Source organism: Geodermatophilus sp. SYSU D01176 (assembly GCF_054050015.1).
This window is the reverse complement of record NZ_JBJGYN010000017.1, coordinates 48,015-62,408: the sequence shown is the minus strand read 5'-3', so window position 1 is coordinate 62,408 and position 14,394 is coordinate 48,015. Positions and strand designations below refer to the sequence as shown.

The following is a 14,394-nucleotide window of genomic DNA, read 5'->3' as shown; positions in this document are numbered from 1 at the left end:
TCCGCGCGATCGGCGGTCACGGACGGCGCCGGCAGGGGCACGTGGAGGCAGGCATGGCGACGGCAGTACCGGGGGTCGACTACCCCGAGGCCAGGGAACCCGTCGACGTTCAGGCCGCCAGCCGTGGTGACGTGCTGACGAGCTTCGTCCACGAGGCCGCTGACGGCGCCCTGGTCCTCACCGTGCCCATGGACCGCTCGAGCCGACGGGTCCGCGTCGACCTCGGCGAGTACGCGCAGCTGGTGTGGAAGGGGCCCGAGGGCCTGCGGGCGCTGCCCGTGGAACTCGTCGAGGTCATCCCCGGGGACGAGCCGCACTGGCGGGTCAAGCCGATGGGGCCGTCCACGCGCGGTCAGCGCCGGAACGCGGTGCGGGCACCCATGTCCCTGCCGGTGGAGGTCCTCGTGGGCGAGGTCCAGCTGATCGGCGAGACCGTCGACGTCAGCGAGGGCGGCGTGCGCTCCCTGTTCCAGCCGGTCGGCGGGACGGCGACGAAGGACCGCGCGCCGGCCCCGGCCGGCGGGGAGTCGACCGCGCCGAGCGACCGGGTCGAGCTCCCCGTGGGCTCACGGCACGACGTCGCCCTGGCCCTCGGGTCGCCGGACGAACCGATCCGGTGCAGCGCCGAGGTGGTGCGCCGGCACCCACGCACCGACCGGCGCATCGAGGTGTCCCTGCGCTTCGTGGACCTCCCGGAGCGGGACGAGGACCGCATCCGCGCCCGCGTGTTCACCGAGCTGCGCGTCCTGCGGTCCCGCGGCCTGCTCTGACGCCGGCCGGCCCCGTCCCGGGTCCCGACCTGAGCCTGCGAGCGGTGGCAGGACGGGGTCCTTCCCCGAGCGGCGGGGCAGGGGGTCCTCTCTCAGGCCGAGTCCACTGGCCTGACTCGGCGCGGCCCCCTGCAGGGTCCCGCCGCGAGCCTGCGAGTGGCGGGGGCAGGGGGTCCTCTCTCAGGCCGAGTCGCGGACCGGGGTGTCGCCGTGCTCGTGCCGCGCGCAGTGCGCGCAGCAGTAGAAGTGCCCCTCGACGACGACGCCGTGGCCGACCACCTTCACCCCGCAGTGCTCGCAGACCGGCGCCATCTTGTGGATGGCGCACTCGAAGCTGTCGAACGTGTGCCGCGCCCCCTGCGCGACCACCTCGAAGCTCATGTCGTAGTCGTTGCCGCAGACCTCGCAGACCGCCATGACCCCTCCTCGCGGTGTGGTCCCCTCCCCGTTCCCCGGCGCGGGGCGCGGGACACCGACGATCCCTGCCCGTGTCCGTCGTCGAGTGACACGAACTCGTGGTGGTCAGCGTCCGATGGCCACGAGTTCGTCGCACTCGACGAGCGGGGCCCCGGGCGCGGGACAGCGGCGTGGGCGTCAGCGGTAGCGGGTCACGCCGGCGGACAGCCGCGGGCGGAAGCTGCGGCGCACCCGCTCCCAGCGGTTCGGCGTCCGCTGCGCGTCGAGCACCTCGGTGTCGGCCAGCGTCTGGTCCACCGGGCCGAGGTCCGGCGGGCTGAACGGCACCAGCGAGCGCCCCACCGGCCGGCGCAGGCTCTCGATGGCCTGCAGCAGCGACCCGCCGCAGGCCTCGATCGCGTCGGCGACCGCCGCGGGCGGCACGCCCAGGTGCTCACCCAGCAGCCGGTCGCGCAACCCGGTGACGGCGGCGGACTTCTCCGCCGCCCGCGGGTCGCCGGGGCGTACCTCGATCGACAGGTCGCACTCGGTGTCCAGCCCCATCGACCGGTTGTTGACGTTCGACGAGCCGATCCGCAGCAGCCGGTCGTCGACCACCGTGACCTTGGCGTGCACGTAGATCGGCCGCCGTCCCTCGGTCACCGGCACGTAGAGCTGGAAGCGGCCGTGGACGTCGGCCTCCCGCACCAGCGCCAGCACCTTGGCCCGGGCGGTGCCCATCGCCTTCTCCTGCAGCCACCCGTCGGCGCTCTCGGGGTTGACGACGACGAACTCCGGCCCGTCGGGCTCGCGCAGCCGCTCGGCGATGGCCTCGGCGATCCGGCGGTTGGCGAAGTACTGGCTCTCGATGTAGACGGCGCGCCGGGCCCCGGCGATGACGGCCAGCCACAGCAGCTCGATCTCGTGCACCAGGCTCGTGCCGCCGTGCTCGGGGCGGGTACGGGAGATCGCGACGTCCACGTCGGTGAGCAGCGGCTCGACGCCGTCCGGCCAGCACGCCTCGAGGTCCTCGACCGGTTCGAGGCGCCGTCCGGTGCCGCTCTCCCAGCGCTCCCGCGCCAGGTCGCCGATCGCGCGGGCGGCGGGGCCGCAGACCAGGCTCGTCACGTCGTGCCAGGGGCCGGTGAGCCGGTGGGACGAGGGACGGCGGCGCAGCGGGTGCCGGTCCAGGTGCTCGGAGGTGTCCCACCGGTCGGTGGTGACGTCGATGCCGCCGGCGAAGGCGAGGCAGTCGTCGACCACCACGATCTTCTGGTGGTGCGCGCCGCCGATCGGGTGGTGGGTGTCCACCGTCATCGTCAGCCGGTCGGGGGTGCGCCGGTCGAGCAGCACGATCGGCATCACGCCCCGGGCCAGCGCACCGAGGACGCCGTAGTCCCACACCAGGACGCCGATCTCCAGCTCCGGGTTGGCCCGGACGGCCTCCTCCAGCACCCGGCCGAGCTTGTCCGGCCGGCGTCCGTCGACGCGACGCTCCGACCGGCGCGGGTCCATCCGGATCCGCGGGTCGAAGTCCCAGCCGATGAACAGCACCCGGCGCCTGGCCTCCAGCACCGCCCGGCGCAGGGCGGCGAAGTAGTCGGCGGCGTCGATGAAGACGGCGAACCGGTCGGCCCGCTCGATCCGCCAGCACGTCTCCCCCGGGACCAGCAGGTCCTCGGTGGCGACCGGCCCGGTACCTCCGTCGGCCACCCCGGTCAGCCGTTGCGTCGCACGTAGGAGCTGACGAAGTCCCGCAGGCTGCGGGTGGGCCGCAGCCAGGCGCCGTCCGGCGGCAGGGCGTCCAGGCGCACCCGGTCCAGCGGGACGGCGAAGGCGCCCGGCACGTCCTCGATGTCGATGAACTCGATGAGGTCCGAGCCGATGGCGTAGCCGGCGACCTCGCTGAAGGCCACGACGACGACCTGCGTGCCGGCGCGGGCCAGCTCCTCCAGCGGCTCGGCGAAGTTCCGGCCGTCACCGGAGAACACGACGAGGCGGCGCAGGTGGTGGCTGTGCCGGCGCACCTCGATGTGGTCCAGCATCGACTGGTCGATGTCGTCGTCCGGCTGCTGCTTGGGCCGGGCGAAGACGGCGAAACCGAAGCTGCGCAGCGCCTCGACCCAGCGCTGCAGGCTGCCGACCACCGGCGGGATGTTGGCGAAGACGCAGGCCTCGACCTCCGGCGCGTCGGGCGCGGCCGGATCGCCCGCGCCCTCGACGAACCAGGCCGCGATCGCGTCGAACCGGGGACGCGAGGCCGCGGTCGGACGGGCGCCGATCACCGTCGACAGGGTCATGTCGATGTTCGGCGCGTCCCAGATGAGCAGGTCCAGCGGGGGGCGTGCCCGCCCGTCGAACACGTCGGGTTCGGGCGCGGTCTCCGCGGCTGCGTCCAGGTCGGTCACGTGTCCTCCTCGCTGCGCTCGTCGCGCACGTGCCCGACGGCGGTGCTGTGTCCTCGCGGGACCTCGCACGCTCGGTCCCGGGAGGGCAGTGTGCCCGGCCGGGGACGCGACGGGGACGGTGCACCTGCCGAGCGTGGCGAACCGGCCGGCGCGGTGGCCCGTCGCGGCGTGCGGCGGCGCAGCCGGCGGGCCCGCGCCGGGCCGGTCAGCGCCCGCTCGCCTGCAGTGCCAGGGCGCACGAGTCACCACCCGCCGCCCGCACCCGGGACGCCCAGCGCAGGACGTCGGAGGCCGGCATGGGGTGGGCCAGGAGGTAGCCCTGGGCGTAGTCGCAGCCGGCCTCGCGGACCATCTGCAGGTGCTCGGCGGTCTCCACGCCCTCCGCGACCGAGCGGATCCCCAGGGTGCGGGCCAGCGAGACGATCGCGGCCAGCACCGGCCCGGTGCCGTCGGACGCCAGCCGGGCGGCGGCGGTCAGCAGCGAGCGGTCGATCTTCAGGCTCCCGATGGGCAGCGCGAGCAGCTGCGCGAGGGAGGACCAGCCGGTCCCGAAGTCGTCGATGGCCACCGACACGCCGGACTTCCGGAGCACCGCCAGCTGGTCCTCGGCCCGGGTGGGGTCCTCGGCGACGCTGGTCTCGGTCAGCTCCAGCACCAGGTTCTCCGGAGCCAGCCCTGAGTCGTGCAGCGCCACCCGCACGTCGTGCACCAGCGTCTCGGCGGAGAAGTGGCGGGCGCTGATGTTGACCGACATGCGCAGCGGCAGCCCCTGCCCGGCCCACTCGGCCGCCTGCCGGGTCGTCTCGCCGAGCAGCCACCGGGTGATCGGGATGAGCTGGCCGGTCTCCTCGGCCACGGAGAGGAAGGCGTCCGGGGCGAGCAGCCCGCGCTCGGGGTGCTGCCAGCGCAGCAGCGCCTCCACGCCCTCGACCTCGCCGGTGTCCACGCGCACGAGCGGCTGGTAGTGGACGACGAACTCGTCGACGGCGCCGTCCCGCAGCCGGTTGGCCACCTCCAACCGCCACCGCGCCGCCTCCCGCAGGCCGGGCGAGAAGACGTGGACGCGGTCGCGGCCGGCGCCCTTCGCGGCGAACGCGGCGGTGTCGGCGTCACTGAGCAGCTGGTGGGCCCGTTCGGCGCCGGGCTGGGCCGCGGCGACGCCGATGCTCGCCGACAGCGGCACCGAGATGCCCTCGGCGTGGAAGGGGCGGGAGAACGAGCTCTGCAGCCGGAACGCCAGGGCCGCGGCCTCGGCGGTGTCACAGTCGCGGGCCAGGACGACGAACTGGTCGGCGCCCAGCCGCCCCACGGCGTCCCCCGGGCGGACCTGCTCGGCGAGCCGGCCGCCGACCTGGCGCAGCAGCTCGTCGCCGACCTCGTGCCCGAGGGAGTCGTTGACCGTCTTGAAGCCGTCGAGGTCGAGGAAGAGCAGCGCCGCCCGGCCGCGGCCGTGCTCCAGTGCCTCGCCGATGAGCTGGAGCAGCCGCGACCGGTTGGGCAGCCCGGTGAGGTCGTCGTGGCTGGCCTGCCAGGCCAGGGCCTCCTGGTCGCGCACCCGCTCGGTGATGTCGGTGTGCGTGACGACGACCTGGCCCGTCGCCTCGACGCGGGCGGCCTGCAGCCGGAACCAGATGGTGTCGGGGCTCAGCACGCGGGGGTAGTCGTGGATGAAGGGCCGGTCGGCGACGCCCGGCCCGCCGGCCAGGAGCTCGCCGATGCCCGTGCCGATGGCCTGCCGGTTCTCCGGGGACAGGTGCTGGGAGAGCACGGTCAGGTAGTCGTCGCCGACCAGCCCGGGGCGGAGTCCGGCGCGGCGGACGAGCTCCCCCTGCCGGATCCACCGGCGGTTCACCGACGCGATCCGGCCGTCGCCGTCCAGCAGCACCGTGGCCGGGGGCAGCGCCTCCAGCACCGCGCTCAGCTGCTGCAGCTCGGCCGCCGTCCGGTCCTCGGTGCGGTGGCGCTCGTCGACGTCGCGGAGGAAGGCGGTGAGGCCGTCGGCGTCACCGAAGGCCCGGATCTCGTACCACCGGCCGTGGGGCTCGTAGAAGTACTCGAACTCGCGGACCTGCCCGCCGAGCAGCACCGCCCGGTACTCGGTCTCGATGACCGTGCCGAGCGTCTCGGGGAAGCACTCGAACGCGTACCGGCCGATCATGTCCTCGGCCCGGCGGCCGAGGACCCGCTCGGCGGCGGCGTTCACGTAGGTGAAGCGCCACGTCCGGTCGATCCGGTAGACGGCGTCGGTGACCGCGGAGAAGGGGTCGACGGGGGCGACCTGCCCGGTCGGAACGTGTCGGTGCACCCTGTCCGCTCTCTCTTCCCCTGCGGTACACGTCGGCCCCCGCCCGCGGGACCACACCCTCCACCGTCCCCCGCGGCACCGCGAGGGCGCGACGCACGACCGAGGGTAACCACACGTATGCAATTCAGACAGGGGTGACCCGGGCCCGCTCCACGATCGCGCGGACCGGCGTCCCGCCGGGGAGCGTGCCGGGCACCGCAGCCCAGTCGCCGGCCAGCCGGGTCGCGCAGAAGGTGTCGGCCACCGCCGCGGGGGCGTGCCGCAGGAGGAGCGAGGCCTGCAGGCACAGGGCCAGCAGGCCAGCGATGCGGCGCGCGCGCAGGGCGAGTTGCTCGGGGTCGGCGAGCTCGGCGGCCAGCCGGCCGACGGCGGCGTCCAGCCGGGCGTCGGCACCGCGGGCGAGCTCGATCTCGGCGCGGACGGCGGCGAGCGAGGCCGAGGAACGGCCCATCGCGCGGAGGACGTCGAGGGCGATGACGTTGCCCGACCCCTCCCAGATGCTGTTCAGCGGCGCCTGGCGGTACAGCCGCGGCATGCCGGACTCCTCGACGTAGCCGTTGCCGCCGAGCACCTCGAGCGCCTCGGCGACCACCGTCGGGGTGCGCTTGCAGATCCAGAACTTGGCGGCGGCCCCGGCCAGGCGGAGGAGGTCGGACTCCCCCGCGTCGACGGCCGCGGCCAGCCGGACCGCCAGCGCCGTGGCGGCCTCGCTCTCCACGGCCAGGTCGGCGAGGACGTTCTGCATGAGCGGCTGGTCGGCCAGCAGCGCGCCGAAGGCCCGCCGGTGCGTCGCGTGGTGGACGGCCTGGGTGAGGGCGGCCCGGATGGTGGCGGCCGAGCCGAGCACGCAGTCCAGCCGCGTCGTGTTGACCATCTCGATGATCGTCGGGACGCCGCGGCCGGGTTCGCCGACCGGCCAGGCCGTCGTCCCCTCGAACTCGACCTCGCCGGAGGCGTTGGCGCGGTCGCCGAGCTTGTCCTTGAGCCGCTGCAGGCGGAACACGTTGCGGGTGCCGTCGGGCAGCACGCGCGGCACGAGGAAGCAGGACAGGCCCTCGGGCAGCTGGGCGAGGACGAGGAACAGGTCGCTCATCGGGGCGCTGGTGAACCACTTGTGCCCGGTCAGCGCGTAGCTGCCGTCGGCGTTCGGGACGGCGCGCGTGGTGTTGGCCCGGACGTCGGAGCCGCCCTGCTTCTCGGTCATGCCCATGCCGGCGACCAGGCCGCGCTTGCCGGCGGGGTCGGTGAGCCCGAACTCGTAGGCGGTCGCGGTGAGGCCGGGCTCGTACCGCGCCGCGAGCCCGGGGGCTGCGCGCAGCGCCGGGACGGCGGCGTAGGTCATGGTCACCGGGCAGCCGTGGCCCATCTCCACCTGCGTCCAGCCGAGGTAGCCGACGGCGCGGCGGACGTGGGCGTGCGGCTCAACCGGGGTGGTGGGGTGGGCGGAGGACACAGCGCTCCAGGGCGCGCCGGCGAGGCCGTGCTCGAACGCGGTGCGCATGAGGTCGTGCCAGGCGGGGTGGAACTCGACCTCGTCGATCCGGTGGCCGTAGCGGTCGTGCGTCCGCAGGCGCGGCGGGTTCTCGGTCGCCAGCCGGCCCCACTCCTGGGCCTGCTCGCTGCCGGCCAGGGCGCCCAGCGCCTCGAGCGAGTCGAGGGTGGCCACGTCGGCGTGCCGGACGCAGGCCTCGGCCAGGGCGGTGTCGCCGGCGATCGGGTCGTACCCGATCAGCGGCGGGACCTGGTTGGTGACCTCGTGGGGGACGCCCATGAGCAGACGATGACATCGTCGTCCTCCGGACGACACCGCGGCCACGTGCCGTCCCCTGGTCGCGCTGAGCTCCCTCGACGTTCCTCGCGGGAGCCTTCGGGCCCACTCGCTCACGACACCCGCTCGGCCGGCCTCTCCTCCTCCTCGCCGGCGTGGGCGATGTGGGCGAGCTGCCGCCAGATGAGGGCCAGGATGACCGCCGAGCCGACGAAGCCGAACCAGAACGGTCCGGTCACGCCCCACACGCGGGCGACGAGCCCGCCGACCAGCTGCCCGGCGAGGATGCCGCCGAAGACACCCATCGCGTAGAGGCTGCCGACGCGGCCCTGCAGTCCCAGCGGCACGGCGCGCATCCGCAGCGTCCGCGACGTCGTGCTCCACACGAAGGCGTGCGCCCCGAAGACCACCATGACGACCATGGCCACCCAGGCGGTGGTGGTGACGGCCAGGGCGAGGTGGGTCAGGGTCTCCAGCACCAGGCCCACGCGCATGAGCGTGGCCAGGCTGGCGTGCCGCTCGAGCCAGTCGTAGGACGCCGTCCCGACGATGCCGCCGACGGCCAGGGCCGTGCTGAGCAGCCCGAAGCCGACCGGCCCCAGGTCGAGCCGCTGGTCGGCGTAGAGCACGAGGACCGACCAGGCGGCGCCGTAGGTGACGTTGAAGCTGACGATGGTCACGGTCAGGGTGCGGACGGCGGCGTTGCCCCAGGTCCAGCGCAGGCCCTCGGCGATGTCCTGCCGGACGTGCGAGCGCTCCGCCGGTCGCCTCCGCGCCGGCAGGCGCATGCGCGAGACGAGCAGTGCGCTCAGCACGACCAGCACCGCCTGGGCGACGAAGGGCCAGGCCGTGCCGGCGACGAAGAGGACGGCGCCCACGGCCGGCCCGGCCAGCTCGTTCATCGTGAGCGCGCCGGCCATCAACCGGGCGTTGCCGATGCCCAGGTCGGCGCGGGCCACCACCATCGGCAGCAGCGTGCCGGTGGTGGCGTCGGCGAAGACCTCGGCGACGCCGAGGACGAACAGCGCGGTGAGGACGACGCCGATGCCGACGTCCCCGGTGGACAGCGCGGCCGCGAGGACCACCAGCACGCCGGCACGGGCGAGGTCCACGGCGATGACCAGCCGCCGCCGGTCGACCCGGTCGGCGAGGACGCCGGCGTGCAGGCCGAACAGCAGCCAGGGCAGCCGTTGCAGCAGGGCGCCGAGGGCGACCAGCAGCGGGTCCTGCGTCTGGCTGGCGACCAGCAGCGGGCCGGCAGCGAGGGCGATGCCGTCGCCGAGGTTGCCCACCCACGAGGACCCGACCAGCCAGCGGAACGAGCTCCCCATCCGGGCGGGCAGCACTGCCTCGACCAGCCCCCGCACGGATAGGGACTGTAGGCACCGCCAGCGACGCGGTCCGCCGCTCTTCGGCCCTACGGCCGTCACTGTCACCACTGCACGTGACCCCGTTCCGCACGCACGGCAGCCGCGCGTTCCACGTGGAACGCGCGGCGGCGGGGATCGTCGGTCGGGATCAGGCGGCGGACACGAGTGGTGGTCCGGTCCGTTGGGGGCCGGTGAGGATCTCGGGGCCGTCGGGCCGCCAGGTGCGCCAGCGGCCGTCGGGTTGCCGCTGGACCCGGAAGTGCAGCTCGTCCACAGATGCGGCCCGCGTCTTGACCGGGTGCCGATCATGCCCCGGTCACCGTCCGCGCGTGCACCCGGAGACCGAGCAACTCCTCATGCCGCCGCTCTCCAGCCGGCACACCGTGGCCCTGGCCGAGCTCTACGCCGACCCCGACGGCCCGCACGTATCCGGCTTCGGCGGCGCGGACGGCAACGCGTCCGGCCTCCTCCCGGTCCCCCAGCTCGCCGCGCAGGAAGGCGGGTTGCAGGGTCCCCCTGGAGGTCCCCGCCGGCGTCCGCGGCACGGAACGCGTGCAGCGCACCGGCCAGGTCCCCGAGCTCCCCGAGGGCGGTGCCGATCGGGGCCTGCGCACCGCGGTCCCCGTTGGCCAGGGCCGCCTCCAGCACCGGCAGGGCCTCTGCCCAGCGTTCGAGGTCCAGGAGCACCAGGTCCCGATCGAGCCGGGCGTCCTGCTCCCCGCCCTCGACCGCGGTCGTGAAGGCCTCGAGCGCCTCGTCCAGGGGACCGAGCCCCCGGAGGGCGTTGCCCAGCCCGACCGACGCCACCACCGAGCCCCCCGCGGCCGCCTCCTGGAAGCAGCGCCGGGCATCGGGAAGACGGCCGGCCTCGGCGAGGTCGTAGCCCAGCTCGTAGAGCTCGTCGGCATCCCCGCTCCCGAGGATCCGCGCCAGCCGGGCGTCCCGACCGTCCAGGAGCTCACGACGGCGCGTCGGGGTCGCGCCGACGGGCGGATCCGCCGGCTCGTCCCCCGATCGGGGGAGGACGTCAGCGCAGCGGGCGGACCAGCCGGCCGATCGCGAGCTGGGCGAGCGGCGCGTACCCGGCCACCAGCGGCGCCGGGCCGGTCACCCGCAGGCCCGTGGTGGCGCCGCCGTCCGGCCCCTCGGAGACCCAGTGCAGGAGGTGCAGCCGCACCGGCCCGCGCGAGACCGTCCACGACCAGCGCCGCGCAGCCTCGTCCACCGACTCGACGACGAACGGCAGGCTCGCCCCCAGCGGCACGCGCACCCGCCCGCGCACGCCCGCCACCAACCGCGCCACGGGCAGGTCGACCCCGGTGATCTGCGGCGCCCAGTCCGACCAGCGCGCGGGGACGGCGTAGCGCTCCCAGACCGCGTCCGGCCCGAGGGGGCCCGTCGCGTGCAGCGTCAGGGACGTCATGGCAACTCCTCGTCGGCCAGCGGCCGGGCGCGGCACTGCACCACGACGGCGGTCAGCCCCTCGTCGGTTCCGGACGCGTGGTCCTCCCCCGGCTCCCACAGCGCCGCCTCCCCGGCCCGCAGCGGGCGCCGGTCTCCGGACGCGCCCGACACCCAGCCCCGGCCGGAGACGACGAGGAGCAGTTGCCACAGCCGCGTCGGGTGCCGCCCGATCGACCCGCCCGCCGCCAGCCGGACGACGTCCACGGCGAACCCGTCCTGCGACTCCTCCACGAGCGCCGCGCGCAGCAGCTCACGCCGGAGCTGTCGTACTCCCCCAGCGTCCGGGGCGGGACGGCGAGCAGCTCCATCAGGCGGGCGGCCCGCCGAGCAGCAGCTGCCGCAGCATGTGCATCGCCAGGGAGACCGACCGGTGCCGCACCGCCGAGCGCGAGCCGGGCAGCACCACAGACCGCGGCTGCCGTCCGTCGGGGCCCACCGCGCACAGGTGCACGGTTCCGACCGGCTTCTCCGGGGAACCGCCGCCGGGACCGGCGATGCCGGTGATGCCGACCCCCACGTCCGCGCCGAAGCGGTCCCGCGCCCCCTCGGCCAGCGCCGCGGCCACCTGCGGGCTCACCGCGCCGTACGACGCCAGCAGCTCCGGGGGGACGCCGACCAGCGCCTCCTTCGCCGAGTTCGCGTACGACGCCACCCCGCCCAGTACCCACGCCGACGACCCGGCCCGCTCGGTCAGCCGCGCCACCAGCAGCCCGCTGGTGCAGGACTCCGCCGTCGCCACGGTCAGCCCCCACGAGGCGAACGCCGACGCCACCAGGTCGTCCACGCTGGGCCCGGTCGAGAACAGCTGCGGACCGTGCGCCGCCGTCACCGCCTCGACCAGCCGGTCGTACTCCGGCTGCGCGTCCGGGCGGTAGCGGGTGACGACCTCCAGCTCGCCGTCCCGCAGGCACGTGGTGATCTCCAGGCCGGGCCACTCCGACTGCCGCAGCGTCACCGCCAGCTGCGACTCGAGCGTCCGCCACAGCCGCAGGGTCTCCTGGCGCAGCTCGGTGCGGCCGGTCAGCGCCCGCTGCACCGGCTCGGCCGCCAGCGCGGCCGGCCACATGCCCTGCAGCTCCGACGGCGGCCCGGGGAGGACGACGACCACCGGCCCGTCCCGCCCGTCGGCCGGGGGGACGACGAGGCCCGGCGCGGTCCCCACCGGCGGCAGCACGGTCGCCCCCTCGGGCACGAGCGCCTGCTTCCGGACGCCGGCCGCCAGCGCCTCCGGGTCGGCGTGCCACCCGCGGTGGGCCACGAGCCGCTCGACGATGCCGGCGATCTGCCGCTCCAGCACCGGGTCGACCGACGAGGGCCGGCCCTGCACGTCGCCGACGACCTCCGCGGTCAGGTCGTCGGCGGTCGGGCCGAGCCCACCGGTGGTGAGGACGACGTCCTCGCTGCGCAGGAAGCGCAGCGCGTTGCGCAGGTCCTCGGGCCGGTCGCCGACGACGAGCACCGCGCCGACGTCCACCCCCAGCCGGCGCAGCTCCTCGGCCAGCCAAGGGCCGTTGCGGTCGCTCACGCGGCCGGTGAGCACCTCGGTCCCGGTGACGACGATCCCTGCGCGCACTGCCACCGGGCCGACCCTAGTGAGACCTCGGCCGGTCCGCGTTTCCTGCCGGGCAGCGGGGCGCCGCGCCACTAGCGTGCGGGGACGAACCGGTCCGGCGCGCCCGCGCCCGAGCCAGGAGGAACCGTGACGCACCCGATCACCACCCCCGAGCCACCGGCCCCGCGGGACCCGGCCGAGACCGGCACCCAGGAGATCGGCGTGGGCGCGACCGCGGCCACCGCCCCCGGCACCCACCAGATGCCGCGGGTGGACGCCGACCCGCTGCCCGGCGGCGTGCAGCCCACCGGCCCGGTCGCCTCGCTGCCCGGCCCGCCCGGGACCGTTCCCCCGCCCCCGGCAGACACCGTCGGCCACCCGGTCGGCCTCCCCCTCACCAGCGGGGACAGCCCCCGCCGGGGCCGGGTGCCGCGCACCCCCCGCCCGTCACGCACCCCCGGCGCGACGCGGGCCCCGCGCTCGCCGCAGCAGCGGGCCGTCCGCCTGGGCGCCGGCCTGGCCGCGCTCTCCCTCGTGCTGCTCCAACTGGGCCTCGCGCTGGGCTTCGGCGAGGCGTCGCTGTGGTCGACGGTGACCCTGTGGTCGGTCTTCGCGACCCTCGCCACCCTCCTCGGCGCGCTGCCGTTCACCGGCCGGGTCCTCCCCGCGGCCCGGCGGCGTCCCGATGCGGCGTGGAAGGTGGCCGCCGCCGGACTCACCGGCGTGGCCGTGTTCTGGGTGCTGGTCGTGCTGCCGCGCGTCGACAGCGACCGCGGCTTCGTCCTCACCGCCGCGCTGGCCGCCCTCGGCGCCGCGCTCTGGATCGCCCCCAGCCGCCACCGGGGCTGAGCGACGGGTCAGCCGCGGCCGTTCCCCTTGCCGGACGAGTCCGGCTTCTCCTTGTCCTTGCCGTTCTGCCTGCCGTTCCCCGGCGCCTCCTCCTCGTCGACCTCGGCGACCTCGGCGGCGCCGTCCCGGACGGGCACCGGAGCCGGCGCGGGGGCGGGCGCCGGAGCGGGCGCGACCGGCACGGGGACGACCTCGGGGACGACCGGTTCCGGGACGACGGGTGCCGTGACGACCGATCCGGGGGCGGGCACCGGAACCGGCGGGGCCGTCGCGACGGTGAGCGTCACCAGGTCACCGGGGGCCAGCGCCCCGACCGGCCCGATCTCCACCACCGAGCCCGGGGGGACGCCGGAGCGCGCCACCGTCGTGCGCTGCACCCGCAGGCCGAGTGCCGCGAGTTCGGCCTCCACAGCGTCGGCCGGGCGTCCGACGTGGTCGGCGGCCGCGACCACCGGCGCCGCGACCGGCTCCACCGGCGCGGACGTCGGGGCCACGGTGTCGGCGACGGCGGCCGTCGTCCCGGCGTCCCCGCCGCCGAGCACCTGCAGCGTCCCGACCCCGAGCCCCACGCCCAGCAGCAGCGCGGCCGCCGGGACCAGCAGCCGCCGTCGGGGACCCGCGGGGACGGCCGGCAGGGCCGCGGTCGTCGCCGGCAGCGGCGCCAGCGGGCGGCCGGCGCGCACGGCGTCGATCGCCGCGCGGACGGCGGCCCCGTCCGGGAAGCGCAGCGCCGGGTCCTTGACCATGGCGCGGGCGACGAGGGTGCGCACCGGCTCCGGGACGTCGTCGGGCAGCGGGTCGGGCTCGTCGCGGATCTGCGCGAGCGCGATCTGCACCGCGCTCTCGCCGTCGATCGGGCGCCGGCCGGCCAGGCACTCGTAGGTGATCGCGCCCAGCGCGTAGACGTCGCTGGCCGGGCCCGCCTTGGCGCCGTCGGCCTGCTCCGGTGAGAGGTAGTGGGCGGTGCCGACGACCTGCCCGGTACGGGTGAGCGGCACGCTCGAGGCCGACAAGGCGATCCCGAAGTCCGTGATCTTGACGACGCCGTCCCAGCCGACCAGCACGTTGCCCGGCTTGACGTCGCGGTGCACCACCCCGGCGGCGTGCGCCACGGCCAGCGCCGCGGCGGTCTGGCGGACGATGTCCAGCGTCCGGTTCGGGTCCAGCCGGCCGCAGCGGGCGAGCAGCGCCGACAGCGGCTCACCCTCGACCAGCTCCATCACCAGGTAGGCGAGGGTCTCCCCGTGGGCGGTGACGACCTCTCCGTAGTCGTGCAGCGCCGCGATGTTCGGGTGCACCAGCCGGGCGGTGTGCTGGGCCTCGGCGCGGAAGCGGGCGAGGAACGTCGGGTCGCCGGTGTACTCGCTGCGCAGCACCTTGACCGCCACCGGCCGGTCCAGCAGCGCGTCGTGGGCCCGCCAGACCTGCCCCATGCCACCGGTGGCGAGGAGCGCGAGCAGCTCGTAGCGGTCGCCGAGCGTGCGCACCCCCGGCTCAGCCACCCGTTCCTCC

13 protein-coding genes are annotated in these 14,394 nt (G+C 75.7%); 2 read left to right on the top strand and 11 right to left on the bottom strand.

Going from position 1 to position 14,394, the window contains the following annotated elements; all coding sequences use genetic code 11:
• The first annotated feature begins 53 nt into the window (after positions 1-53).
• The gene (locus tag ACI78Z_RS11530; RefSeq protein ID WP_457036673.1) at positions 54-770 is read left to right on the top strand and encodes a PilZ domain-containing protein; all 717 of its coding nucleotides are present in this window, start codon (positions 54-56) and stop codon (positions 768-770) included.
• Between the two features lie 180 nt (positions 771-950).
• Here the strand turns inward: ACI78Z_RS11530 and ACI78Z_RS11525 are convergent, their stop codons facing one another.
• The 10 genes from ACI78Z_RS11525 to ACI78Z_RS11480 form a co-directional block, all read right to left on the bottom strand.
• The gene (locus ACI78Z_RS11525) at positions 951-1,187 is read right to left on the bottom strand and encodes a hypothetical protein (RefSeq protein WP_457036672.1); all 237 of its coding nucleotides are present in this window, start codon (positions 1,185-1,187) and stop codon (positions 951-953) included.
• Between the two features lie 177 nt (positions 1,188-1,364).
• Positions 1,365-2,879, bottom strand: coding sequence for a phospholipase D-like domain-containing protein (locus ACI78Z_RS11520; RefSeq protein WP_457036671.1), 1,515 nt, complete (start codon positions 2,877-2,879; stop codon positions 1,365-1,367).
• Positions 2,880-2,884: 5 nt separating this feature from the next.
• Positions 2,885-3,574, bottom strand: a complete 690-nt coding sequence (locus ACI78Z_RS11515) for an NYN domain-containing protein (RefSeq protein WP_457036670.1) — start codon at positions 3,572-3,574, stop codon at positions 2,885-2,887.
• Between the two features lie 205 nt (positions 3,575-3,779).
• Complete coding sequence (locus ACI78Z_RS11510) at positions 3,780-5,879, bottom strand: putative bifunctional diguanylate cyclase/phosphodiesterase (protein WP_457036669.1); 2,100 nt, start codon at positions 5,877-5,879, stop codon at positions 3,780-3,782.
• Between the two features lie 124 nt (positions 5,880-6,003).
• Positions 6,004-7,650: an acyl-CoA dehydrogenase family protein gene (locus ACI78Z_RS11505; protein WP_457036668.1), complete on the bottom strand. Its 1,647-nt coding sequence runs from the start codon at positions 7,648-7,650 to the stop codon at positions 6,004-6,006.
• A 110-nt stretch (positions 7,651-7,760) separates the two neighbouring features.
• Positions 7,761-9,014: an MFS transporter gene (locus ACI78Z_RS11500; RefSeq protein WP_457036667.1), complete on the bottom strand. Its 1,254-nt coding sequence runs from the start codon at positions 9,012-9,014 to the stop codon at positions 7,761-7,763.
• 357 nt (positions 9,015-9,371) lie between these two features.
• Positions 9,372-9,905, bottom strand: coding sequence for a tetratricopeptide repeat protein (locus ACI78Z_RS11495; protein WP_457036706.1), 534 nt, complete (start codon positions 9,903-9,905; stop codon positions 9,372-9,374).
• 139 nt (positions 9,906-10,044) lie between these two features.
• Complete coding sequence (locus tag ACI78Z_RS11490; RefSeq protein ID WP_457036666.1) at positions 10,045-10,440, bottom strand: SRPBCC family protein; 396 nt, start codon at positions 10,438-10,440, stop codon at positions 10,045-10,047.
• Positions 10,437-10,712 carry a cupin domain-containing protein gene (locus ACI78Z_RS11485; RefSeq protein ID WP_457036665.1) on the bottom strand — a complete coding sequence of 92 codons (276 nt, stop codon included), beginning with the start codon at positions 10,710-10,712 and terminating at the stop codon, positions 10,437-10,439. The genes ACI78Z_RS11490 and ACI78Z_RS11485 overlap by 4 nt, the downstream gene beginning before the upstream one ends.
• A gap of 76 nt (positions 10,713-10,788) precedes the next feature.
• Complete coding sequence (locus ACI78Z_RS11480; protein WP_457036664.1) at positions 10,789-12,060, bottom strand: competence/damage-inducible protein A; 1,272 nt, start codon at positions 12,058-12,060, stop codon at positions 10,789-10,791.
• A gap of 120 nt (positions 12,061-12,180) precedes the next feature.
• On the opposite strand from ACI78Z_RS11480, the gene ACI78Z_RS11475 reads away from it, so the two are divergent.
• Positions 12,181-12,882: a hypothetical protein gene (locus ACI78Z_RS11475; RefSeq protein ID WP_457036663.1), complete on the top strand. Its 702-nt coding sequence runs from the start codon at positions 12,181-12,183 to the stop codon at positions 12,880-12,882.
• Between the two features lie 8 nt (positions 12,883-12,890).
• Here the strand turns inward: ACI78Z_RS11475 and ACI78Z_RS11470 are convergent, their stop codons facing one another.
• Entirely contained in the window at positions 12,891-14,384 is a 1,494-nt protein-coding gene (locus ACI78Z_RS11470) for a protein kinase domain-containing protein (RefSeq protein WP_457036662.1), read from the bottom strand.
• Positions 14,385-14,394: the final 10 nt, after the last annotated feature.